The sequence below is a fragment of the Paenibacillus dokdonensis genome (assembly GCF_004916975.1).
Classification (GTDB): Bacteria; Bacillota; Bacilli; order Paenibacillales; family Paenibacillaceae; genus Paenibacillus_AQ; species Paenibacillus_AQ dokdonensis.
This window is the reverse complement of record NZ_STGQ01000001.1, coordinates 3,528,475-3,549,982: the sequence shown is the minus strand read 5'-3', so window position 1 is coordinate 3,549,982 and position 21,508 is coordinate 3,528,475. Positions and strand designations below refer to the sequence as shown.

Sequence of the window (21,508 nt, the reverse complement as noted above, 5' to 3'; positions counted from 1 at the left end):
AGCATATTCTGCTTGCTGCCGGCTTTTTTCATCTTCCAGGCTCAGTGTTTAGTTCTTTACAGGCAGAGAATAGGAGCGGCCCTGCTCGATGAAGTCCATTTCCGCTGTTTTGCCATGATATTCATCCTTGTTATCTCCATAATGCATCAAATATGTAATCTTTCGAATATCCTCAGGCAATCTCATCAGCTCATCCAGTGTCGTATGAACCTCACCGCGGCCCTCAAGCTGGCAGTCATGGAAAATCATGCCGCAGCTCCGTTCCTCTACGAGATATTTCAGCAGCTCCGGATTGTATATCATATCGGAGCTGTAGAAAATCTGATTATTTAAATACAGCGAATAGCTCTTTTTACCGGGGATATGCTCGGTAGGAATCAGTTCAAGACGGATATGCTCCGATATGAAGTAAGGCTCATTAGGTGTCAGCGGACATACCTCAAATAAATCCTCTAAACAGGTGATTTCACCAGCCTGATACAATCCGCCCTTCAGGGAATGCTCCCAGAGGATCGAAGTCAGGGATTCGGCGATATAGAGCTTGATTTTCCGGTGGAAGGTAAATTTCATTTTAAAGGCAAGCTCCTCCAAACCACCCACATGATCCGCATGGATATGGGTGATAAGCACCGCGTCCACGTCGGCAAAGGATTTGTTCAGCTGGTGAAGCGCAAGCGGAGCCGTTACCCCGCAGTCAATCAGCAGTGTGAAGTCACCGTCCTTCAGCAGGGCGTTGTTGTTAAAATACTTTTTGGCAAAGGCACTGCCGGTTCCAATCATCTGCAGTTCTAAATTCATTAGAAGCACCTCCTGATGTGATGTGTTATTCATTATATACCACGGTTCCACATTGTTATAAATCCCCATACAATGCAGCATAGGCTCTTAGGAAATGGGGATGGAAACATGGTCAAGTCTAAAGGTAAGAAACCGTCGCAGGCCAAAAGCGAAAAAGTGCATAAAGGCATGAGATTGGTCACGTCACAGGTATGCGAGGTTTGCAAAACGCCTTGCGCGCGAGGAATGGCTTATGCAGCCCGTATGAGAGATCCGGGGGCCGTTGGCAAAGGTGTACCTTGTATTTTAACCAAAGTGAAATAGCCATCGCTCACATTAAAAAACCTGCGCGAAATTGAGCAGGTTTTTTACTTTTAAGAAATGAAAAAAAATCCGCAATGAATGTAAGGGTTGACCGCAACTTGCAAACTTACATTTCGTATATACATACAACAGCATGAAGGAAATGGAGGGGATTTACGGGTGAGAAATTGGAAAAAGATTTTGATATGTGTTTTTGCCTTTTCTCTGATGGGCGGCTCCGTCATGTTCGCGGACTCCGTATCCCAGAAAATCAGAGTTTGGATGAATGGTCAGGAAGTACAGGATGGCGGCTTTGTAATCGATGGTAAAACTTATGTTCCTATCCGGGAATTTAATGGTGTTGTCGATTGGGATGGAGATGCCAATAAAGTGAAGTTCATCAAGCCGAACGTACATATTTTCTTATTTAAAGGCGATACCGTCTTTGGCAATGTCAATAAGGGCAAGCTGAAATTCAATGTATTTTCTCAGGTGGACAGCCTTTCTGAGCATGTAACCGCCGTTAAAGTGGCAATTACGGATCCGTCAGGTAATGTTAAGGATATCCAGTCGCAGAACCTCGGGAGCGACCAACAGGATAATTTTTGGTTCCGGACGTATGATTTCACGTATGATTTTAAAATCGCAGGAAAATATAAGGTTGGGTTTTATGTGAAAGCTTCGAAAAATGTTGACTATGAATTGGTATCCGAGAAGGTCATCACAGCCCTGAATTAATGGGTCTAAGCTTGCTGCAAAAGGATAAATTGACCAGGGCTTGGCTACGTGATACGATACGAAGGTATGACTATATAACCTAAAGCGAGGTTTTTGTAATGAGCGATCACGTGCATGACGAAAATTGCAATCATGATCACGACCATGAGCATGAGGAATTTGTTCTGACTTTGACAGACGAGCAAGGAAACGATGTGGAAATGGTTCTTGTCGAAACATTTGATGTTGGCGAGAGAATGTACGCATTGCTGCTTGAGCGTGAAAATCCAGAAGCGGACGGCATTATTCTGCGCGTTGAGGAAGAAAACGACGAAATGATGCTTTACAATATTGAAGACGAGCAAGAGTGGAATGAAGTTGAAGCGGCTTACAATGAACTTGTAGCTCAGCAGGATTCCGAAGGCTAAAATATTTTCCGAAACAAAAACCCGGAACCACATATGTGGTTCCGGGTTTTTGTTATGTTTAAACAATTTATGCGTTTTTCTTATCACTAGAGCCTTAGGCGGCACAGATTAGAAAATTGCATCGGTTTCAACGATAACCTTCACATTTTTGATGTAACGATCCTCGGGACCTTTAACCGGAAGTCCCACATCAACATGGTCTACAATGTAGTCGATATTGTCTTGAGAAATGACTTCACCCGGCAGCAGGATTGGAATACCCGGCGGATAGACATATATGAACTCGGCAATGATCCGTCCCGCGGATTCCTTGAAAGGAATCACCTCGGTGTCTCCGTAAAATGCATCTCTTGGAATAAGGGAGAGTTGAGGAATTTCAGGGATTTTAACAATAAGCTCATTAGCTGTATTTACATTATAGAACGTTTCCGCAAGCTCCCGCAGAGCAGTCAGCAATATCGATAGCGTTTCTTCATTGTCTCCTGGGGTTACCAGGCAGAGGATATTGTACATATCACTCAGCTCGACCTCGATATTGTACTTCTCTCTCAGCCAGTTTTCCGTTTCATATCCGGTAATGCCCAAATGGCGGACATGAATTGTCAGCTTGGTCGGATCATAGTCAAACGTGGCTTCGCCCCCGAGAATTTCTTCTCCGAAACAATAAAGTCCTTCGATTTCATTAATGGTACGGCGTGCATTTTGGGCAAGATTAATCGCCTTTTGTGCCATGTCATGACCATGAATTGCCAGGTTCCGTCTCGACGTATCAAGAGATGCGAGTAAAATATAGGAAGTCGATGTCGTCGTCAGCATACTGATAATCGTCTGAACGCGCTGCGGGTTAACAAACCCGTTTTTTATATTGAGATTGAGCACGGAACTCTGAGTCATGGAGCCCCCAAGCTTGTGCACACTGGTCGCAGCCATATCAGCCCCGGCCTCCATTGCGGACATCGGAAGATCCTGGTGGAAATGAATGAGCACGCCGTGAGCCTCGTCTACGAGGACAGGCACATGCCGACTGTGGGCAAGATCCACGATTTCTTTCAAATTCGCGCATACGCCAAAATAGGTCGGATTAATTACCAATACTGCTTTGGCATCCGGATGGCGGTCCAAGGCGCGTTGAACGGATTTTGTCGTGATGCCATGATCGATACCCAGGTTTTCATCACGTGCTGGAGATACGAATACCGGCTTGGCACCGGAGAAAATAATCGCGGACATAATCGACTTGTGCACGTTGCGCGGCACGATGATCTTGTCACCAGGCGAGCACATGGACAAGATCATCGTCATAATGGCACCGCTTGTCCCCTGTACGCTGAAATAAGTATAGTCCGCGCCAAATGCGTCGGCGGCAAGCTTTTGGGCTTCTTCAATGACACCTGTCGGCTGATGTAAATCATCCAGCGGCGCAATATTAATCAAATCTATGGATAGGGCGTTATCACCTATAAACTCTCTGAATTCGGTGTCGGTTCCCATGCCCTTCTTGTGTCCGGGAATGTGAAATTGTACGGGATTGCTGGCCGCGTGTTCCTTCAGAGCAGTAAATAGCGGCGTACGGCGGTGGTCCATTTTATGCTGTCACAACCTTTCGTCTGTTAAAATTACAAGGATGAGTATAGCAAAATGGGGGGCGATTGCAAGCGTGCATTTCGTCAAGGGTGAAAATATGGAAGGAATTCGGGGTACATTATAAATAGGTGTCGTTCCAAGGGATGCTTTGTAAACAAGAGTAGAGGATGTGAAAAAGATGCCGCAAGCAACAGGAGCAGCTGCCGTTAGACGGCTCAGATCCCCATTTTTTGTCGGATTGCTCATTATCCTATTTCTAGTGGAGTTTATGAAAGGCTCGCTGCTCGTGGCAGTGCTGCCCGTATATATGAAGAATTCGCTTGGGCTGTCGGCACACACGATCGGAATCGCATTTTCGCTGCAGTACATAGGTGATAACCTCTTTCGGAGTCCCTTCGGCTGGATCGGAGAGAGGCTGGGCTACCGCAAAACGATGGCGGGTGCATTGCTGATGACAGTTATTGCTGTAAGCATTATTGCGTTCTCCTCCGGTGCCTTTTGGCTGGCGATTGCATGCTTTATTCTAGGTCTTGGCACGTCTCCTCTTTGGCCTACCGCGATGACGGGGACTACGGAAATATCAGGGCCAAATAACAGCAACGGCCAGGCGATGGGAACGCTTGAAATGGCTTCACTGGCAGGTACGGGGGCCGGACCGATCGTCATGAACTTTCTAATGGATCGGACCGATAAAAATTATCACACCGCTTTTCTGATTTTGATCGGGGTAGGAGTTATTCTGGTGCTGGTGGCTCTGATGCTGCCTTCTAAAGTCAGGATTCCGATCCAATCGGCGGCTGTGTCTGCGTCGGAAGTGGGCAGAGGATTTTTTTCGGTTATGGGACATAGGCTCGGTCATCTGCTCGGCAGTGTAAAAAAAACACTGTATGAGGTTAGGAATACACTGAAGGTGAGCTGGATGGTTTATCCTGCGCTTTTCCTCCAATCCTTTGTGATCGGGCTTCTCAGCCCTGTAATCACGCTATACGTGCAAAACGAGCTTCATATTTCGCCTAATATGTACAGCCTGCTGCTGATCGCAGGTGGAGGGATTACGGTTCTTGCTCTGATTCCATGCGGAAAATTGATCGACCGATTCGGTACGAGACCGTTCCTGAACAGCGGGTTTCTGCTGGCTGCAATCTCGCTAAGCATATTCTCAATGGTGCATTCCCTTGTATTGGTGTTTGTATTTGTATGTATTATTGGTGTCAGCTACGCGATGATTTTGCCCGGATGGAATACCTTTGTGTCTCATTTGATTCCGGAAGGCGAGCGTGGTGCTATATGGGGGTTTTTCCTTACATTGCAGGGGTCGGGCATGGTCGTGGGGCCGATTGTATCGGGTCAGCTGTGGGACCGTCTTGGCCATTCTTCACCGTTTCTGGCAAGCGCGATCGTTATGGCCATGCTGTTCGTCATCCACTTTATTCTCTCGCGCAGAATGAAGCCTGCTTTATAGGAAGCCTGCTTTATAGGAAGCCTGCCAAAGTGGCCGCATCAAAAAAAGCTGTACCCAGGTGCCGGAAATAACCGGACGGGTGCAGCTTTTTATTTTCGGATGTTAAAATGCCATTTTATAAAGCGGCAGCAGCTTCTCGAATGTGGATTGGATGACGGAGATGAGCTCCGGTCCGTTTTCGAGAACAGCTTCATCTTTAGGAATACGGAGTCCGCAAAGTACCTCGGATTTTTTAACTTTCTCCAGCTTTTCAGCCATCTGCGAGAAATCCTTGGTGCTCATGTCTGCATGCGGGGTAAAGCCCGGATCCATATGATCCATGGACCAATAAAACTCCTTCGGCAGGCTTTTTTTCACCTTGCTGTAGCTTTTCTCCAGATGCTTGGCAAAGATGGCCTTGTTCGAGCTTTCGTAGATAACCGCAAAAATGATAAACAGGTGGGATTCGAACATTCCAACCTGGAAATGTGGCAGTGCTTTATACCCTCTTTTGCTCGCGGCCCAGGCTACCCAGGTATCATTGGGCGGATTAATGGTTCGGCGGGCATGCTTGGCTACATGGGGAAACATTTCTTCTCCGCAAAGGGCGGAAAGGTATGGGGCGATCTCGCCTCCCAGCGTCTCAAGCTTCGGTCTTACATTGGCTATCAAAGCCTCCATGCGAGGCTCAAGTCCGGGTACTGTGAATACTTCAAAATCCTGCGAATTAAAACCTTCAAACGGCATGCTGCGGCCTCCTATGTTCAAGTGCGGTGTAAAGTTTGTCCTATTATAGCATACCCTGCCGCCTGTTTGGCGACGATATGGAAAGGGTAAAAATAGTCAATAAACCAAGTTACCGTTACATAAGATAAAGTATAAAATAGAATAAAGCATTTAATCAATTTCCAATCGCAGATGTATTCGAATGAGCGGTCCAAAACTGAAGGAGGGAGTGCCGTGAACAAGAGCTATGAAGTGGAATACTGCAATCTGGAGCTTCGGTTTAACCGGCGGCATATTCAGGACCTGATTAAGGATTTAATTCAGGAAGGATATTCCCTGTACTGGAGCGAGAACGAATCATTATTCATCGTTTCCGTCAGAACAGGGCGCAAACTTGTCAAGCTGCGGTTTAATCGTACCAAAAACGGTTACAAAATGGTTGGGGATTATATCATACGGGATGCCAAATTAGCGGAGTGGATGGAAAAGTTAATCGAGGATACTCGCGGTCATGCCATTGTAAAACGGTTTAAAGACCATCAAATCCTGGTGGAAAGCATTTTATTCGGCGAAGTAATCCGTTTGGTTGAAATATCCGGATACCAGCAAAGGGTGCTGTATCAAAAGGGGCCATTCATGACGGAGCAGGAGATTTCCAAGCTGTATTTTTCCACAGAGGGTGAAATGCGGATGCTGCTGCTGCGGCTTGAGGTCGATGATGAGCTTGAACGGTTGCATGATGCGCTTCAAAATGGAGATACAGAGAAGGCGGATGTATGTCGGCAGAAGCTCTCTGATCTATCCAAACAGCTGCTCATGCTTGAATGGTAATGTCCTGTTTGTATTACAATATAACGAAGTGATGGAAGCACCTCAGCCTTGGCGGGGTGTTTTGTCACGGTATCATTTGAAGACAGAGGGGTTCACTTTCACGCGTAAACACGCTAAAATAGGTGTATTCTTTTATTTATTAAAAATAAAGAGGTAAAGGATGGAGGACCATATGTCGAAGCAACAAATCGGTGTCATCGGCCTTGCGGTCATGGGCAAAAACTTGGCTCTCAATATTGAAAGCAGAGGCTTTACTGTTTCCGTATTCAACCGTTCCCCGGAGAAAACAGAAGCCCTTCTCGAAGAAGCGAAAGGCAAGAAACTGACGGGCACATTCTCCATTGAGGAATTTGTCGAGTCTCTTGAAAAGCCGCGCAGAATTTTGATCATGGTACAAGCCGGCAAAGCGACGGATGCTACGATCGATCAATTGATTCCGCATTTGGATCAAGGCGATATTATTATCGACGGAGGTAATGCTTACTTCCCGGATACACAACGCCGCAGCAAAATGCTTGAGGAAAAAGGCTTCCGCTTTATCGGAGCTGGGGTTTCCGGTGGCGAAGAAGGAGCTCTCAAAGGACCTTCCATCATGCCAGGCGGACCAAAAAGCGCTTATGAGCTGGTAGAACCGATCCTGACCTCCATTTCCGCCAAAATAAATGGCGAGCCTTGCTGTACATATATCGGGCCGGGCGGTGCCGGTCACTATGTTAAAATGGTGCATAACGGTATCGAGTACGGTGACATGCAGCTGATCGGTGAAGCTTACCATCTGCTGAAAGATGTGCTGAACCTCGGCGCGGACGAATTGCATGAGATTTTCACAGACTGGAACAAAGGTGAGCTGGACAGCTACCTGATCGAAATCACTGCCGACATCTTTGCACAAAAAGATGAAGATACCGGCAAACCGATGGTTGACGTGATTCTTGACGCAGCCGGACAAAAAGGAACAGGAAAATGGACAAGCCAAAGCTCCCTGGATCTTGGAGTGCCTCTGTCCATGATTACCGAATCGGTATTCTCCCGTTTCCTATCTGCCATGAAGGAAGAGCGCGTAGAAGCAAGCAAAATCCTGAATGGTCCTAATGCAGAAGCTTTCCAAGGTGACAAAGCAGAATTTATCGAAAATGTTCGCAAAGCATTGTTTGCGAGCAAAATCGTATCCTATGCTCAAGGCTTCGCGCAATTGCGTGTGGCTTCCGATGAGTATGAATGGGATCTGAAATACGGTGAGCTGGCTAAAATTTGGCGCGGCGGCTGCATTATCCGCTCCCGTTTCCTGCAAAATATCACCGATGCTTACGAGAAGGATGCCGGCCTCAAAAACCTGCTGCTTGATCCATTCTTCAAAGAAATTATTGAAAATTACCAAGGTGCATGGCGTGCCACCGTGTCTGCTGCTGTCAGCCGCGGCATTCCGGTTCCTGGCTTCTCCAGTGCACTGGCTTATTTCGACAGCTACCGTACAGAGAGACTCCCTGCGAACCTGCTTCAGGCGCAGCGTGATTACTTCGGTGCCCATACGTTCAAGCGCGTGGACAAGGAAGGCGTATTCCACCACAACTGGATTCAGGAATAGCAGGCAGATCGGTTAAGTTAAGGCTAATCCTCATCATCTGATGGGATAAGCCCATGCATGGCCTCCTGCAGGCATGCTCGGATTTGTTCGTCCTGGGCTTGACCGCTCGTGATGCGGCTCAGCAGGAGCAGCGCCGCTTCGCCGAAGTATTGAAAGTTCTGTAATATCCGTGGCTTAGAGAGTTCCAGTAATGCTGGTTCTCCCTGAGCCACCTTTTGTTGTACATAATGCAAAACCCAAAGCATGTCTTCCCGGCAAAGAATATGCCGCGGATCCGTTATTTGCTTGATCCTGGCGGCCGTTTCGGGTGAATGGGTACGGGATTCTGGCATGGCGGATACATTCCACTCCTCACGAACTCCTGATTTTCATTTTGTTCAATCCATATTACTAGATGTGTATGATAGACTTGTGGAAAATAGACATCGGTATCTCTTAAAGAGTTTGCGAGATTGTCGAAAGATTTTGGCCTGTGTTATGATATGAAAAAGCTTGAGGATTACGAGGAAACAAAAGGGGTGTAGCGTTGAATCCTAGGAAAGAAAATATCATATTGATCGGAATGATGGGGACCGGCAAATCCACGGTTGGCGAAATATTAGCTCAGAAGCTGGGATATACTCTTGTTGATCTTGATGCGGCTGTCGTTGCCAACGCGGGGTTGACGATTCCGGAAATGTTTGAGCTTCATGGGGAGGCTTACTTCCGCGAAGCTGAAACGGCCATGCTCCAGAAGGTGCTTTCTTCAGGGGGACAGCAGATCTTAGCCACAGGCGGCGGGGCTGTGCTGCAGCCGCTCAATTGTGAGCTGATGGTAAATGGGGGACTGGTCGTTGCACTGACAGCGCAGGCGGAAGAGATCATTGAACGGGTTAAGGGTGACAGCAACCGTCCGCTGTTGGCTGGGAATGCAGAGGAACGGATCCGGACCATTCTTGAGGAACGGAAGCATGCTTATCAATTTGCCCATTTCACGGTGGATACCGGAAGTATGGGTGTGGATGAAGTCGCGCAGTTAATTTTAACGCATTACCGCGTCTAAGCCTTTTTGTGATAAGATATCAGTTAGTTATACTTTTTTTGATAACCATCACATAAAAAATCGGCAAACCCCTAAAAGGCCTGCCGATGAGTCGCTGCTTACGCTTCTTCTTCGTCGTTCCACTGAAGCATGCCGCCTGTCATATTGGTGCATTCAATGCCATGCTGCTGCAGGAATTGGCAGGCTCTCATGCTGCGGCCGCCGCTGCGGCAAATCATGATGACTTCACATTCCTTGGGGATTTCATCCAGACGATCCGGAATTTCTCCGAGAGGAATATGCTTGGCACCGCTGATCTTGCCCTGTGCAACTTCATCGTCTTCACGGACATCAATCATTTGCAGGGATTCACCAGCAAGAAGGCGCCGTCTAAGTTCGGATGGTTCGATTGTATGGATAGGTGTCATTAAGATAACCTCTTTTCAGATGTTTTAATAAGCAATTATGTATATGATAACCAAGCTCTAAATGGGCTGTCAAATGAAGTACATGCCGGTTAGAGCATAAATATATTAGAGAAGGAGACAAGGGGCATATGGATTTGATCGTTAAACCGACTCCACACTTAGAAGGGGAAATTGGGGCGCTTTCTTCCAAAAACTATACAACACGTTATCTGCTCGTCGCAGCACTTGCAGAAGGAACAAGTACAGTGCATTTTCCGGCCCACAGCGAAGACAGTGACGCGATGCGCCGCTGTATTCAAGATTTGGGAGCCGTACTCGTGGAGGATGAAGAGAAAGCGGTAATTACCGGCTTTGGCCGCCATCCGCGTGATGTCAAAGAGCTGAATGTTGGAAATGCGGGCGCTGTTCTCCGCTTTCTAATGGGCGTGGCTTCGCTTTGCCCTGACGTTACATTTGTGAATACATATCCCGATTCGCTGGGCAAACGTCCTCATGATGATCTGATCACGGCTTTGGGACAAATGGATGTTCAGGTAGAGCACAACAACGGCCGCCTGCCGATCCGCATTCAAGGCGGGCAGCCAAAAGGTGGCCAGATTAAAGTATCCGGATCTGTCAGCTCACAGTATTTGAGCGCACTGCTGTTTGTGACGCCGCTGCTTGCAGAGGATAGCGAAATTGAGGTGCTGGGTGACCTGAAATCCAAGGTTGTGGTTGGACAGACGCTGGAAGTATTGGAGCAGGCAGGGATCATTATCCATGCAAGTGAGGACTACATGCGATTCCGGGTTCCAGGCAACCAGTCATACCAAGCCAAATCCTACACCGTACAAGGCGATTATCCGGGTTCAGCAGCCGTGCTTGCAGCTGCAGCTGTTACGCAGTCTGATGTGCTGATAAAACGTCTGCCTGCGGAGAGTAAGCAGGGGGAACGGGCTGTCGTGGATGTTCTGCGGATGATGGAGGTACCGCTAACGCATGACAATGACGAGGTGCATGTCAGAGGAAACGGTAAACTGAAAGCGGTGGAGTTTGACGGCGACGCAGCAACGGATGCCGTGCTGGCGATGGTGGCTGCCGCAGTTTTCGCAGAGGGAACCTCGCGTTTCTATAATGTGGAGAACCTGCGCTTTAAGGAATGCGACCGTATTACCGATTATTTGGCTGAGCTGCGCAAAGCCGGAGCGAATGTGGAGGAGCGTCAGGCTGAGATTATCGTTCATGGTCGACCCGAGGGTGTGGAGGGCGGTGTCGAGATCAATGCGCATTATGATCACCGCGTGATTATGGCGTTGACGGTTGTAGGTCTTCGCGCCAAGGAACCGCTGAAAATTAAAGATGCGCATCATGTGGCCAAATCCTATCCACAGTTCTTTGATCATATGCAAACGCTTGGCGCCCAGGTAGAATGGGTAAAATAATTTCGTAGTGCAATTGCATACGTATATATGGAAAGGCGGGATGAAGCATGTCTTTTGAAAATCCGACTCGCGATGAAATTAAAAAGATTTTGGAAAATGCAGGGAATATAGCCGTTGTCGGCTTATCTGACAAAACGGACCGTACTTCATATATGGTCGCCCAGGCCATGCAAAGCCGCGGTTATCGAATTATTCCGGTGAATCCTGCTGCGCAGGGAAAACAAATTCTGGGTGAAACTTGCTATGGATCGCTGAAAGATATCCCCGAACCGGTGGACATCGTCAATGTTTTCCGCAGAAGTGAGTATTGTGCGGACGTGGCACGTGAAGCTGCTGACATTAACGCCCATGTGCTGTGGCTTCAGCTAGGCATCGTGAATGACGAAGCGGCAGCGATTGCGGAGCAAAATGGCATGAGAGCGATCATGGACCGCTGCATCAAAGTCGAAGAGGCTGTGACGCAGCCTGATAGATCAGGAAAATAGTAAGCATCCGTTTCCAAAAAAGGTATCCCCGGATCGTGCATCAAACCGGGGATGCTTTTTTTGCACGCGGGGGTGTTTTTTCTTTTTGACAAAATCTTGATGAAAGCTTACCATTTGAATTATGTGCGGATTTTGCAGGAATCGGCGAGCGTGAATTTTGCAAACTCTGAAGTGTTTTTTGAAAGGAGAGTGCCTTTCTTGAATTGGCTCGGATCACTGCAGCAGCTCGGAAGAGCGGTAATACTGCCCACGATGGTGCTTCCATCGGCCGCCATACTGCTGAGCGTAGGCAGTCTTCCCTGGACCGCATGGGGCCTCCCTCACGTCGCTGAAGTGTGTACGTGGGCAGGACAGGGCATCTTTTATTTTCTCCCGTATCTGTTTGCGGTTGGCGTAGCCTGGGGACTGGCCAATCAGGCCGGACCCGCAGGACTTGCTGCGTTAGCTGGCATGTTCATTTACGACCAAATTACAAGGCATATGGGAAATGGCGATATTCAGCCTACCACCCTGATCGGCATTATATTCGGTATCTTGTCAGGTGTCGCATATAACCGCTTCAAACATATCAAGCTGCCCGAAATCGTGCAGTTTTTTGGAGGATCAAGGTTTGTCCTGCTGTTTATGGGGCTTTTCTCGGCCGGATTTTCATGGTTACTGTTGTTCATTTCTCCGTTTCTGCAAAAGGGACTGAATGAACTGACATTAATGATGAGCCATCTTGGCGGCTTCGGACTATTTTTATACGGTATTTTATACCGGATTCTGACTGCATTTGGTCTGCATCATCTTCTCAACAATATTTTCTGGTTCCAGGTGGGTACTTATCAAACGCCTTCCGGGAATATAGTACAGGGTGATCTGCCGCGCTTTTTTGCGGGAGACCCGACAGCCGGTAATTTTATGGCCGGTCTGTTTCCGATCATGATGTTCGCGCTGCCGGCCATTGCCCTTGCTATCATTCAGGAAGCGCGCGAGGATCTGAAGCCGAAGATTAAGAAGACTTTTTTGACGGCAGCGCTCGTATGCTTTTTAACAGGGGTGTCCGAGCAGATCGAATTTGCTTTCTTGTTCGCAGCGCCGTATCTGTTCATATTGCATGCGGTGCTCTCGGGAGCAGCCATGTGGCTGACCTATGAGCTGGATATCCATCACGGATTTTCCTATTCAGCGGGAGCCATCGATTATTTCTTGAACCTGCATTTGTCCCATCACGCCTGGCTGCTGATTCCAATCGGCATTGGGTACGGCTTTGTGTATTATTTCTTGTTCAGATGGGCGATTCGCAGGTTCCAAATCCCGACGCCGGGACGCGAGGAAGGATCTACGCTTGAAGATTGGGCAGGCAGTATTCCATATCAGGCACCGCTGATCCTTGAAGCACTGGGCGGAAAGGAAAACATCGTACAGGTGGAATCTTGTATCACGCGGCTCAGACTTACCGTGAAAAATGACAGGATCGTGGACGGCAATGCTTTAAAACTCCTTGGCTCAGCAGGCCTTATCAAGCTTGGAGGAGGGAATGTTCAGGTTGTATTCGGTACTTACTCCGAGCTGATTCGTGAGGAAGTAAACAAGCTTATGCAGCGGGATCTGCCGCAGGTCCTGTTCAGCGCTCCCGTACAGGGCAAAATGCTTCCAATCGAGGAGGTTCCGGATCAAATATTTGCTGCCAAATTGGTTGGCGATGGCGTGGCTTTCATGCCGGATCGCGGAGAACTTGTCTCGCCTGTTTTTGGAACGGTTATGCATATTTATCCAACGATGCATGCTGTCGGCATTTCCACACCGGAAGGGCTGGAAGTACTGCTTCATATCGGTATCGACACCTCTCAGCTAAAGGGAGGACATTTTTCAGCAGTCGTTCAGGAGGGTGATCCGGTCGAACCGGGTCAGCTGCTTGTCAAATTTGATTTGGCGTATATCCGGGAACATGCTACATCTATAGCGACACCGATGGTTATTACGAATCCGGATCGTGTCAAATCCTGGAGCTTTGCTCCATTTAAAGCGGTTAAAAAGGGGCAAACATCAGTCATGTCCGTAGTATTACACGACAGAAATGTTGGGGGTTTGGAATCATGATACAAGGCATCGGAGCATCTGCCGGCATCGCAATTGGAAAAGCATTCGTTCTGCCAAACTGGGAATGGGATCTGCCTGAGACCGGTATAGACGCAGTCGATCTGGCCAGTGAGTTTGAGCGGCTGTATGAAGGAATCCGCACCTCCAAAAACGAGATCGAATATATCAAGAATGAATTCAGGGATATTGTCGGAGAAGAGGAGTCCAGTATTTTTGATGCTCATCTGGCTATTCTAGACGATCCCGTGTTCATGAATGAAATTCAAGGGGTCATTGAGCGGCAATATAAAGCTGCTGAAGTCGCAGTAAAGGAAGCTATCGATCACTTTGTCACCATGTTTGACCTTCTGGATGACGAATATATGAAAGAACGAGCCATGGACATCAAGGATGTCGGCAACCGACTGCTTAAGCATCTGCTAGGAGCTCCAGAGATTACGCTGCCGTCGGATACGCAGCCCTATGTACTTGTCGTCAAAGAGCTGACACCTTCACAGCTTGCTCACTTGAATCCATCTCATGTTCTGGGCGTGGTTACGATGATGGGAGGGAAAACATCGCATTCTTCCATTATGGCACGGGCTCTAGGTATTCCGCTTGTTGCAGGACTTGAAAGCAAGCTGCCGGCACCGATTCAAACGGGGGATCTGATCGTGCTGGATGGTGAATCAGGGCATATGTTCGTGAACCCTGATAAAAGAGTTGTCGAACAATTTGAATGCGTGCGTACCGAGCAGCAGATGAAGAAGGAGCAGCTTGAACTGCTCTCCGCAGTCGAATCCGTCACAAAAGATGGTACACAAATGCGCTTGTCAGCGAATATTAGCTCGGTCAAGGAGCTGGATGTGGCTGTGAAATATGGTGCACTTGGCGTCGGACTGTTCCGTACGGAGTTTCTATATATGGATCGAAGCACCTTCCCGTCGGAAGAGGAACAGTTTGAGGTATACCGGCAGGTCGTTCAGAAGATGGATCGGTGTTCGACGGTGATTCGGACTCTGGATATCGGCGGGGATAAACAGCTGGATTATTTTCCGCTTCCGCAGGAGGATAATCCCTTCCTGGGATATCGTGCCATCCGGATCAGTCTGGAACGGCAGGAGTTATTCCAGACGCAGCTTACGGCTATTTTACGGGCGAGCGCGTACGGCAAAGTCAAAATTATGTATCCGATGATTTCATCGGTGGAGGAAGTCAGACAAGCCAATCAGATTCTCCACAGAGCCATGGCTGATCTGGATGCTCGGGGTATCGCTTATGATGCTGACATTCCAGTCGGAGTCATGATTGAGATCCCGGCGGCTGCGATGATTGCTGATCTGTTGGCGGAGGAGAGCGATTTCTTCAGCATAGGCACCAATGATCTGGTGCAGTATGTACTTGCCGTAGATCGGATGAACGAGCAGATTGCCCATATGTACCATCCGTATCATCCAGCGATACTCCGCATGCTCCGTACGATTGTAGATGCTGCTCGTAATGCAGGTATTCCCGTGAGCGTATGTGGTGAAATGGCAGGAGACGAACGATCCATTCCGCTTTGGCTTGAACTTGGTGTTCATGATCTGAGCATGTCGATCCAGTCGCTGCTTCGGGTGAAGCACCGTATATTGAATACATCGGCTTTGGAGGCGTGCAGCACCGCACAGCAATGCTACAAGCTTCCGACCAGCACGGAAATTGAAAAGCTGCTGACAGACTTTAATGAATCCAGCCGGGCGGAGAACCAAGCGCGGAAGATGGATAAGGGGAAAGACAGCCACGTTTCATGAAACTAACGATTTTGCATAATGAGGTCCACGGCATGCTATTGCATGCGTGGGCTTTTTTGTTTTTATTTTTGCGCGTGAAGGCATGAAGGAGATGGTCTTTTTGGTAAATAAAACAGCAAGCCTCGCGAGGAAGGAATCGGGGGAGGTTGAAGCGAATATCAAACAGCAACTGAAATATTACGCTCATCTGAGTAGATAGATAGAAATCGTTGAGGTGGAAACATGTCCATGAAATGTAACTGCGAGCAAAATTTGAAGCTCGAGCTTCGCACGGTGATGTATACACGGAGTGTCATGATCCGTCATGTACCGGTGCTTGTTTGCGACCACTGTTTAACTTATGAACTTATTCCTTCCATGAGACCCGACCTGAAGAAATGCGTGGATCTGCTTGGTCCGGATCCTTCGAAAACAAGCTTTTCGCTGACCGACTATCATGAATTGGCCAATTTGGTATATGAAGTACTGGATGACGGGGAATATTCCGAAGATAATATAAAGCGCAGATTGGATTATGAGATACAGGAACGCATCAACCTGCTTCTGGATTTATACAGAATGGCAGAAAGCATGCAGGATGAGGTATGGTTTGAGGAAATACGCCTCAGGCTCTCGCAGTTGTCTGTAATTTTGCCGGAAATGAATGTATTTCATGCAGATGTTTGAAACATAAACGGGTTTTCAGAATTATTTTCATAGTAAGTTGGATTTTTCACGAGCTTTTTGATACGATAGAGTAAGGATTTTAATCGAAAAAAGGGGATGTATATCAAATGGCGACGATGACCAAACTGACTACTAGCGACCAGCTGCAGACTGCATTGGAAGCCTCAAAAGATAAGCCTCTGCTTCTTTTTAAACACAGCACGCGCTGTCCGATCAGTGCCGGGGCCCATAAGCAGGTAATGTCATACTTACAAAAAGAGCCAAACGAAGCGGTAGAATACGCTTTAATCCATGTCGTGGAGGATCGTCCGGTTTCGCTTGAAGCGGCGGATGTTCTCGGTGTTCAGCATGAATCCCCTCAGGTGATTCTGGTCAAAAATCAGGCGCCTGTCTGGCATACATCCCATTCCCACATTACTGTGGAAGCTTTGAAGCAGCATTTAGAAAGCTAGTAAAGCGTTATCATTGCAGAATGCGACAATTTGTCGTATCATTATTTTAATGGGTTGACGAATGAAAATTTATTGGCAATGGAGAGAAGGAATTTGACGGTAACCATTTACGATGTGGCGCGTGAAGCAGGCGTATCGATGGCGACGGTATCGCGGGTTGTAAACAACAACCCCAACGTGAAGCCTCAGACCCGGAAAAAAGTATATGAAGCAATTGAACGTTTGGGATATCGTCCGAATGCGGTGGCAAGAGGTCTTGCCAGCAAAAAGACGACAACAGTCGGGGTCGTGATTCCCGATATCTCGAACTCTATTTTCGCTGAAATTGCCCGGGGTATTGAAGATATTGCCAACATGTACCACTATAATATTATTTTGTGTAACGCTGATAAGAAGAAGGAAAAGGAAATCCGTGTCATCAACACATTGCTCGAGAAGCAGGTGGACGGACTGCTCTTTATGGGCGGTACGGTAACAGAGGAACATATTCAGGCTTTCCAAACCTCTGCAGTGCCAATCGTGCTCTGCGCGACGCGGGATGAGAACGGGAATTATCCGTCCGTCGATATCGATCATGAAGCCGCGGCTTACGATGCGGTTAATACTTTGATTCGCCATGGCCACCGTGAAATTGCGATGATCAGCGGCACTCTTCAGGATCCTGCGAATGGCTATTCGCGTTTTCAGGGCTACAAGAAAGCACTGGAGAATGCAGGTATTGAATACCAAGAGGACTTGGTCCGTATTGGCAACTACCGCTATGAATCCGGCGTAGAAGCGATGAAATATTTCCTCGGTCTGAAGAAGAAGCCAACGGCTGTCTTCGCAGCGACGGATGAAATGGGCATCGGTGCTATTCACAGCATTCAGGACGAAGGCCTGAAAGTGCCTGACGACTTCTCTGTCATCAGTGTCGATAATACACGTATGGCTTCCATGGTCCGTCCTTTGCTTACTACAGTTGCACAGCCGATGTACGATCTTGGTGCAGTTGCAATGCGTTTGTTGACCAAGCTGATGAAGAAGGAAAATGTGGACAACCCCCGGGTTATTTTGCCGCATGAAACGATTTTGCGCTTATCTGTAAGCCATGTGAACGAATAAGAAACAAAGTCTCTTGAACACGAGATGAAAAGGTTACGACTGAAAAAAGCTCCTTACGGGAGCTTTTTTTAAGTCTGAAAAGGATCAAAATAAAGGAGAAGTGAAAACATGCCGGAAACAATCGGGATTATCGGGGCAATGGACGAAGAAGTGGAACTTCTTCTGGCCGGAATGCAAAACGCAGAGACTGTCGATAAAGCGGGAATCCGTTATTACAAAGGTACATATCAGCATCAGGATATTGTCGTATGCAAATCCGGTGTAGGCAAAGTAAATGCAGCGGTAACCACGCAGATTCTGATTGATTCCCTTGGAGTATCCAAAGTGCTGTTCACAGGCGTGGCAGGCGCGGTTCACCCGCAGCTGAATATCGGAGACATCGTTATTTCCTCCGAATGCCTGCAGCATGATATGGACGTGACTGCGCTTGGATTTGAGCGTGGGGTTATTCCTTATCAGGAGGTATCCGTATTTCAGGCTGATCCAGCGCTCGTCGCTCTGGCTGAGAAGGCTTGTGGTGAACTTGGTGAGGTGAACTGCAGAGTCGGCCGTGTACTGTCAGGTGACCAGTTCATCGCCAGTATAGAGCAGGTTAACTGGTTCTATGAGCATCTGCAGGGTGCATGTGTGGAAATGGAAGGGGCATCTGTCGCTCAGGTATGCTATATGAATAGAGTGCCTTTTGTCATCATCCGTTCTATGTCGGATAAAGCTGACGGCTCGGCGCACGCGAACTTCGCAGAATTTACCGTTGCTTCCTCACGCCGCTCCCATGCCATTTTAGATTATATGCTTTCTCATATTTAAGTTGATAGCTGTGCTATCTATCCGTAACGAAACAACTCCGGAAGAATCATTTCCGGAGTTGTTTTTTATATAGTGATGATCTAGTAGGAATTAATACATAAAACGCTGCTGAAAACGAATTTGGTCAAACTGCTCCTTAGAGGAGATCGGGACGTCCCGGCCTATTCTGACCATTAGGCAGTTTGCCGGATGTGAGCATATTTCCGGATCATCTGTTGCGTACCAGACCATATCGACAACTTTCATGAGCCGTTCCATCATTTTACGGTAATCCCACACACTAAGACCGCTGGTCTTTAAATCCCAGTGCCAGTAATATTCCGTCGTGAACACGATATATTGTTCCATCTGGCCATCCTCGAAGGTGGTTTTAATCATTTTCTGCCCTAGGCCAAGCGAGCGGTAATCATTGGCGACCTCGATTGCTCCGAGCTCAATCAGATCCTCCATATTGCCCTGGGACCAGCGTTCCTGCTCGTCCGGATAATGGAAGGTCACGTATCCAACAATCATATTTTCTTCCCGGGTTAATATGATTCGACCTTCTTCCAGACCCGCAATCTCAACGAGCGCTTTATGCTGCTCTGCCGGGCGGCGGAAAGCATCAAGGTCGGGGTGCATGGTCAGCTCTGCTAATCTTCCGGGCGGCACCGGCCCTTCAATGACCAGGCAGCGCTCTTCAAGAGGTATGGTTTGTACATGGTACAGTTTAAGGTGTTCCATCTGGACGCTCCTTTCTGCTTCTAATCCTACTTATAGCAAAAAAACAAATAAATGAAAAGCGATGGCAGGAACTTTCATCCTATGCTATAATGATTTCTGACATAAAATAGCCACATCTTTTGATCTTTTTAACCATCTGCCAGACCTGCTGTAACATATGATTTACGCTTACCTAGATAAATTGAAACTAAAGAAGGATAACCATCTTTTTTATCAGCAACATGAATCAAAAATGAAGGATTAAACTTTTGTTCAATTTATATAGCAATCATCAAAAACTTTTGTTTTGAAGACTGATTACGTGTGTATGTTGTCATTATGGCATGAACTCATACAAGATTGTAAGCGCTGCCCTATCAATTGGGAGAACAGAGGGAGGATGAAAGTATGGATCAAAATCAAAATGAAATTTTAAAAAGCGTTGTCAAAGCGTCCAATTTGGGTGATTACGAGGAAGCGCGTTCACAGTTTCAATGGGAAGAGGTAGAAAAGCATTTTAGCTGGTACACAACAGGCAAAGTCAATATGGCATATGAGGCTATTGATCGTCATGTTGAGGAAGGCCGAGGAGATAGAAATGCTTTGCTCTACAGTGATGCTTCGCGTGATGAAAGCTACACCTTCGCTGATCTGAAGGAACAGTCGGATAAATTCGGCAACGTTCTTCGTAAACATGGAATCGGCAAAGGGGACCGGGTATTTATCTTTATGCCACGCAGTCCGGAACTCTATTTCTCTCTCATGGGCATTTTGAAAGTGGGAGCTATTGTAGGACCGCTTTTTGAAGCGTTTATGGAAACAGCCGTCAAGGACCGTCTGGAAGACAGTGGTGCCGTTGCTCTCGTAACGACAAGCCAGCTTTTGGGACGTGTCAAGCGTGACGAGCTGCCTGATTTGAAACATATTATTGTCATAGGCGACAACGTGGACGAAGATGAGCAAATTGCTGACTACGCGAAGGAAATGAAGGAAGCTTCTTCGGATCTTCAAATCGAATGGCTTGATCGCAATGACGGATTGATTATACATTATACATCTGGATCGACGGGTAAACCGAAAGGCGTATTCCATGTCCAGAATGCGATGGTTCAGCATTATTATACAGGTAAAATGGTACTTGATTTACGTGAAGATGATATTTACTGGTGTACAGCCGACCCAGGATGGGTAACAGGTACTTCTTACGGAATCTTCGCTCCTTGGCTAAACGGTGTAACGAATGTGATCCGCGGTGGCCGATTTAGTCCGCAGGACTGGTACGGAACCATTGATAAATACAATGTTTCAGTATGGTACAGTGCTCCGACAGCATTCCGGATGCTGATGGGAGCGGGATCGGATGTCATTTCTCAGTTTAATCTGAGCAGCTTGCGCCATGTCCTCTCCGTAGGTGAGCCTCTGAACCCAGAAGTGGTACGTTGGGGTCAAAAGGTATATGGTCAGCGCATTCATGACACGTGGTGGATGACGGAAACCGGCGGACATCTAATCTGTAATTATCCTTCAATGGATATTAAACCTGGATCCATGGGCCGTCCGATCCCGGGTGTACAGGCTGCGATTCTTGATGATAAAGGCAACGAAGTTCCGCCTTACACGATGGGCAATCTTGCCATTAAAACACCGTGGCCTTCCATGATGAATCAAATTTGGAACAATCCTACCAAATATCAGGAGTATTTCCGGATTCCAGGCTGGTATATTTCCGGAGACTCGGCTTACATGGACGAAGAGGGGTATTTCTGGTTCCAAGGCCGTGTCGACGATGTTATTAACTCTTCCGGCGAACGAATTGGACCTTTTGAAGTTGAGAGTAAGCTGGTTGAGCATCCTGCGGTGGCTGAGGCTGGCGTCATTGGCAAACCGGATGCTACCCGAGGTGAGATCATTAAAGCATTTATCTCGCTCCGTGAAGGTTACGAGGAATCCGAAGAGCTGAAGAATGAAATTTATAAATTTGTGAAAGAAGGACTCTCCGCTCACGCGGCGCCACGCGAAATCGAATTCCGCGATAAGCTGCCGAAGACGAGATCCGGTAAGATTATGCGCCGGGTACTCAAAGCATGGGAGCTCAAACTGCCTACGGGTGATCTTTCTACGATTGAAGATTAATATGGAATTTATAAATATGTATTGATAAAAGGAAGCACCG

22 protein-coding genes are annotated in these 21,508 nt (G+C 47.5%); 16 read left to right on the top strand and 6 right to left on the bottom strand.

Annotation, left to right across the window (positions count from 1 at the left end; genetic code table 11):
* Positions 1-48: 48 nt before the first annotated feature.
* On the bottom strand, positions 49-798 hold the full coding sequence (locus tag E6W40_RS16405; protein WP_136606437.1) for an MBL fold metallo-hydrolase: 750 nt from the start codon (positions 796-798) through the stop codon (positions 49-51).
* A 108-nt stretch (positions 799-906) separates the two neighbouring features.
* Here E6W40_RS16405 and E6W40_RS16400 point away from each other — a divergent pair, with 108 nt between their 5' ends.
* The 3 genes from E6W40_RS16400 to E6W40_RS16390 all read left to right on the top strand — a co-directional run bounded on the left by E6W40_RS16400 (position 907) and on the right by E6W40_RS16390 (position 2,225).
* Positions 907-1,101, top strand: coding sequence for a hypothetical protein (locus tag E6W40_RS16400; RefSeq protein ID WP_136606436.1), 195 nt, complete (start codon positions 907-909; stop codon positions 1,099-1,101).
* Positions 1,102-1,308: 207 nt separating this feature from the next.
* Positions 1,309-1,818, top strand: a complete 510-nt coding sequence (locus tag E6W40_RS16395; protein WP_136607038.1) for a stalk domain-containing protein — start codon at positions 1,309-1,311, stop codon at positions 1,816-1,818.
* 98 nt (positions 1,819-1,916) lie between these two features.
* The gene (locus tag E6W40_RS16390; RefSeq protein WP_136606435.1) at positions 1,917-2,225 is read left to right on the top strand and encodes a DUF1292 domain-containing protein; all 309 of its coding nucleotides are present in this window, start codon (positions 1,917-1,919) and stop codon (positions 2,223-2,225) included.
* Positions 2,226-2,333: 108 nt separating this feature from the next.
* Here E6W40_RS16390 and E6W40_RS16385 read toward each other — a convergent pair whose 3' ends face one another.
* Entirely contained in the window at positions 2,334-3,809 is a 1,476-nt protein-coding gene (locus E6W40_RS16385) for an aminotransferase class I/II-fold pyridoxal phosphate-dependent enzyme (RefSeq protein WP_136606434.1), read from the bottom strand.
* 178 nt (positions 3,810-3,987) lie between these two features.
* Here E6W40_RS16385 and E6W40_RS16380 point away from each other — a divergent pair, with 178 nt between their 5' ends.
* Entirely contained in the window at positions 3,988-5,271 is a 1,284-nt protein-coding gene (locus E6W40_RS16380; RefSeq protein WP_136606433.1) for an MFS transporter, read from the top strand.
* A 102-nt stretch (positions 5,272-5,373) separates the two neighbouring features.
* Here E6W40_RS16380 and E6W40_RS16375 read toward each other — a convergent pair whose 3' ends face one another.
* Positions 5,374-5,997 (bottom strand): DUF1054 domain-containing protein, encoded by a 624-nt coding sequence (locus tag E6W40_RS16375; RefSeq protein WP_136606432.1) that lies wholly within the window; start codon positions 5,995-5,997, stop codon positions 5,374-5,376.
* Between the two features lie 213 nt (positions 5,998-6,210).
* Between E6W40_RS16375 and E6W40_RS16370 the strand changes: the two genes are divergently transcribed.
* A complete protein-coding gene (locus E6W40_RS16370; protein ID WP_136606431.1) occupies positions 6,211-6,807 on the top strand; it encodes a hypothetical protein in 597 nt (198 codons plus the stop codon).
* A gap of 172 nt (positions 6,808-6,979) precedes the next feature.
* Positions 6,980-8,392 carry an NADP-dependent phosphogluconate dehydrogenase gene (gene gndA / locus E6W40_RS16365; RefSeq protein ID WP_136606430.1) on the top strand — a complete coding sequence of 471 codons (1,413 nt, stop codon included), beginning with the start codon at positions 6,980-6,982 and terminating at the stop codon, positions 8,390-8,392.
* Positions 8,393-8,415: 23 nt separating this feature from the next.
* Here gndA and E6W40_RS16360 read toward each other — a convergent pair whose 3' ends face one another.
* Positions 8,416-8,724 carry a hypothetical protein gene (locus tag E6W40_RS16360; RefSeq protein ID WP_136606429.1) on the bottom strand — a complete coding sequence of 103 codons (309 nt, stop codon included), beginning with the start codon at positions 8,722-8,724 and terminating at the stop codon, positions 8,416-8,418.
* A gap of 194 nt (positions 8,725-8,918) precedes the next feature.
* On the opposite strand from E6W40_RS16360, the gene E6W40_RS16355 reads away from it, so the two are divergent.
* On the top strand, positions 8,919-9,434 hold the full coding sequence (locus E6W40_RS16355; protein ID WP_246073026.1) for a shikimate kinase: 516 nt from the start codon (positions 8,919-8,921) through the stop codon (positions 9,432-9,434).
* A 98-nt stretch (positions 9,435-9,532) separates the two neighbouring features.
* On the opposite strand, the gene E6W40_RS16350 is transcribed toward E6W40_RS16355, so the two are convergent.
* Entirely contained in the window at positions 9,533-9,841 is a 309-nt protein-coding gene (locus tag E6W40_RS16350; protein ID WP_136606428.1) for a rhodanese-like domain-containing protein, read from the bottom strand.
* A 128-nt stretch (positions 9,842-9,969) separates the two neighbouring features.
* On the opposite strand from E6W40_RS16350, the gene aroA reads away from it, so the two are divergent.
* The 8 genes from aroA (at position 9,970) to E6W40_RS16310 (ending at position 18,633) form a co-directional block, all read left to right on the top strand.
* Positions 9,970-11,262 (top strand): 3-phosphoshikimate 1-carboxyvinyltransferase, encoded by a 1,293-nt coding sequence (aroA, locus tag E6W40_RS16345; RefSeq protein ID WP_136606427.1) that lies wholly within the window; start codon positions 9,970-9,972, stop codon positions 11,260-11,262.
* Between the two features lie 47 nt (positions 11,263-11,309).
* On the top strand, positions 11,310-11,747 hold the full coding sequence (locus E6W40_RS16340; RefSeq protein WP_136606426.1) for a CoA-binding protein: 438 nt from the start codon (positions 11,310-11,312) through the stop codon (positions 11,745-11,747).
* 198 nt (positions 11,748-11,945) lie between these two features.
* The gene (locus E6W40_RS16335) at positions 11,946-13,832 is read left to right on the top strand and encodes a glucose PTS transporter subunit IIA (protein ID WP_136606425.1); all 1,887 of its coding nucleotides are present in this window, start codon (positions 11,946-11,948) and stop codon (positions 13,830-13,832) included.
* Positions 13,829-15,604, top strand: coding sequence for a phosphoenolpyruvate--protein phosphotransferase (gene ptsP, locus E6W40_RS16330; protein ID WP_136606424.1), 1,776 nt, complete (start codon positions 13,829-13,831; stop codon positions 15,602-15,604). Before E6W40_RS16335 ends, ptsP begins: the two co-directional genes overlap by 4 nt.
* Positions 15,605-15,832: 228 nt before the next feature.
* A complete protein-coding gene (locus tag E6W40_RS16325; RefSeq protein WP_136606423.1) occupies positions 15,833-16,270 on the top strand; it encodes a hypothetical protein in 438 nt (145 codons plus the stop codon).
* Between the two features lie 107 nt (positions 16,271-16,377).
* Entirely contained in the window at positions 16,378-16,722 is a 345-nt protein-coding gene (gene ytxJ, locus E6W40_RS16320) for a bacillithiol system redox-active protein YtxJ (RefSeq protein WP_136606422.1), read from the top strand.
* A gap of 93 nt (positions 16,723-16,815) precedes the next feature.
* Complete coding sequence (gene ccpA / locus E6W40_RS16315) at positions 16,816-17,826, top strand: catabolite control protein A (protein WP_136607036.1); 1,011 nt, start codon at positions 16,816-16,818, stop codon at positions 17,824-17,826.
* Between the two features lie 108 nt (positions 17,827-17,934).
* Complete coding sequence (locus E6W40_RS16310) at positions 17,935-18,633, top strand: 5'-methylthioadenosine/adenosylhomocysteine nucleosidase (RefSeq protein WP_136606421.1); 699 nt, start codon at positions 17,935-17,937, stop codon at positions 18,631-18,633.
* 90 nt (positions 18,634-18,723) lie between these two features.
* Here E6W40_RS16310 and E6W40_RS16305 read toward each other — a convergent pair whose 3' ends face one another.
* Complete coding sequence (locus E6W40_RS16305; RefSeq protein ID WP_136606420.1) at positions 18,724-19,356, bottom strand: GNAT family N-acetyltransferase; 633 nt, start codon at positions 19,354-19,356, stop codon at positions 18,724-18,726.
* A 387-nt stretch (positions 19,357-19,743) separates the two neighbouring features.
* Between E6W40_RS16305 and acsA the strand changes: the two genes are divergently transcribed.
* Positions 19,744-21,468, top strand: a complete 1,725-nt coding sequence (gene acsA, locus E6W40_RS16300; protein ID WP_136606419.1) for an acetate--CoA ligase — start codon at positions 19,744-19,746, stop codon at positions 21,466-21,468.
* The last annotated feature ends 40 nt before the right edge of the window (positions 21,469-21,508 follow it).

Excerpts from the sequence above, each read along its gene's own strand:
- E6W40_RS16375 (WP_136606432.1), bottom strand. The coding sequence starts at position 5,997 with ATGCCGTTTGAAGGTTTTAATTCGCAGGATTTTGAAGTATTCACAGTA.
- E6W40_RS16400 (WP_136606436.1), top strand. The coding sequence starts at position 907 with ATGGTCAAGTCTAAAGGTAAGAAACCGTCGCAGGCCAAAAGCGAAAAA.
- E6W40_RS16305 (WP_136606420.1), bottom strand. The coding sequence starts at position 19,356 with ATGGAACACCTTAAACTGTACCATGTACAAACCATACCTCTTGAAGAG.
- acsA (WP_136606419.1), top strand. The coding sequence starts at position 19,744 with ATGGATCAAAATCAAAATGAAATTTTAAAAAGCGTTGTCAAAGCGTCC.
- E6W40_RS16390 (WP_136606435.1), top strand. The coding sequence starts at position 1,917 with ATGAGCGATCACGTGCATGACGAAAATTGCAATCATGATCACGACCAT.
- ytxJ (WP_136606422.1), top strand. The coding sequence starts at position 16,378 with ATGGCGACGATGACCAAACTGACTACTAGCGACCAGCTGCAGACTGCA.
- E6W40_RS16395 (WP_136607038.1), top strand. The coding sequence starts at position 1,309 with ATGGGCGGCTCCGTCATGTTCGCGGACTCCGTATCCCAGAAAATCAGA.
- E6W40_RS16310 (WP_136606421.1), top strand. The coding sequence starts at position 17,935 with ATGCCGGAAACAATCGGGATTATCGGGGCAATGGACGAAGAAGTGGAA.
- aroA (WP_136606427.1), top strand. The coding sequence starts at position 9,970 with ATGGATTTGATCGTTAAACCGACTCCACACTTAGAAGGGGAAATTGGG.
- E6W40_RS16340 (WP_136606426.1), top strand. The coding sequence starts at position 11,310 with ATGTCTTTTGAAAATCCGACTCGCGATGAAATTAAAAAGATTTTGGAA.
- E6W40_RS16350 (WP_136606428.1), bottom strand. The coding sequence starts at position 9,841 with ATGACACCTATCCATACAATCGAACCATCCGAACTTAGACGGCGCCTT.
- E6W40_RS16405 (WP_136606437.1), bottom strand. The coding sequence starts at position 798 with ATGAATTTAGAACTGCAGATGATTGGAACCGGCAGTGCCTTTGCCAAA.
- E6W40_RS16325 (WP_136606423.1), top strand. The coding sequence starts at position 15,833 with ATGAAATGTAACTGCGAGCAAAATTTGAAGCTCGAGCTTCGCACGGTG.
- ptsP (WP_136606424.1), top strand. The coding sequence starts at position 13,829 with ATGATACAAGGCATCGGAGCATCTGCCGGCATCGCAATTGGAAAAGCA.
- E6W40_RS16360 (WP_136606429.1), bottom strand. The coding sequence starts at position 8,724 with ATGCCAGAATCCCGTACCCATTCACCCGAAACGGCCGCCAGGATCAAG.
- E6W40_RS16385 (WP_136606434.1), bottom strand. The coding sequence starts at position 3,809 with ATGGACCACCGCCGTACGCCGCTATTTACTGCTCTGAAGGAACACGCG.
- gndA (WP_136606430.1), top strand. The coding sequence starts at position 6,980 with ATGTCGAAGCAACAAATCGGTGTCATCGGCCTTGCGGTCATGGGCAAA.
- E6W40_RS16380 (WP_136606433.1), top strand. The coding sequence starts at position 3,988 with ATGCCGCAAGCAACAGGAGCAGCTGCCGTTAGACGGCTCAGATCCCCA.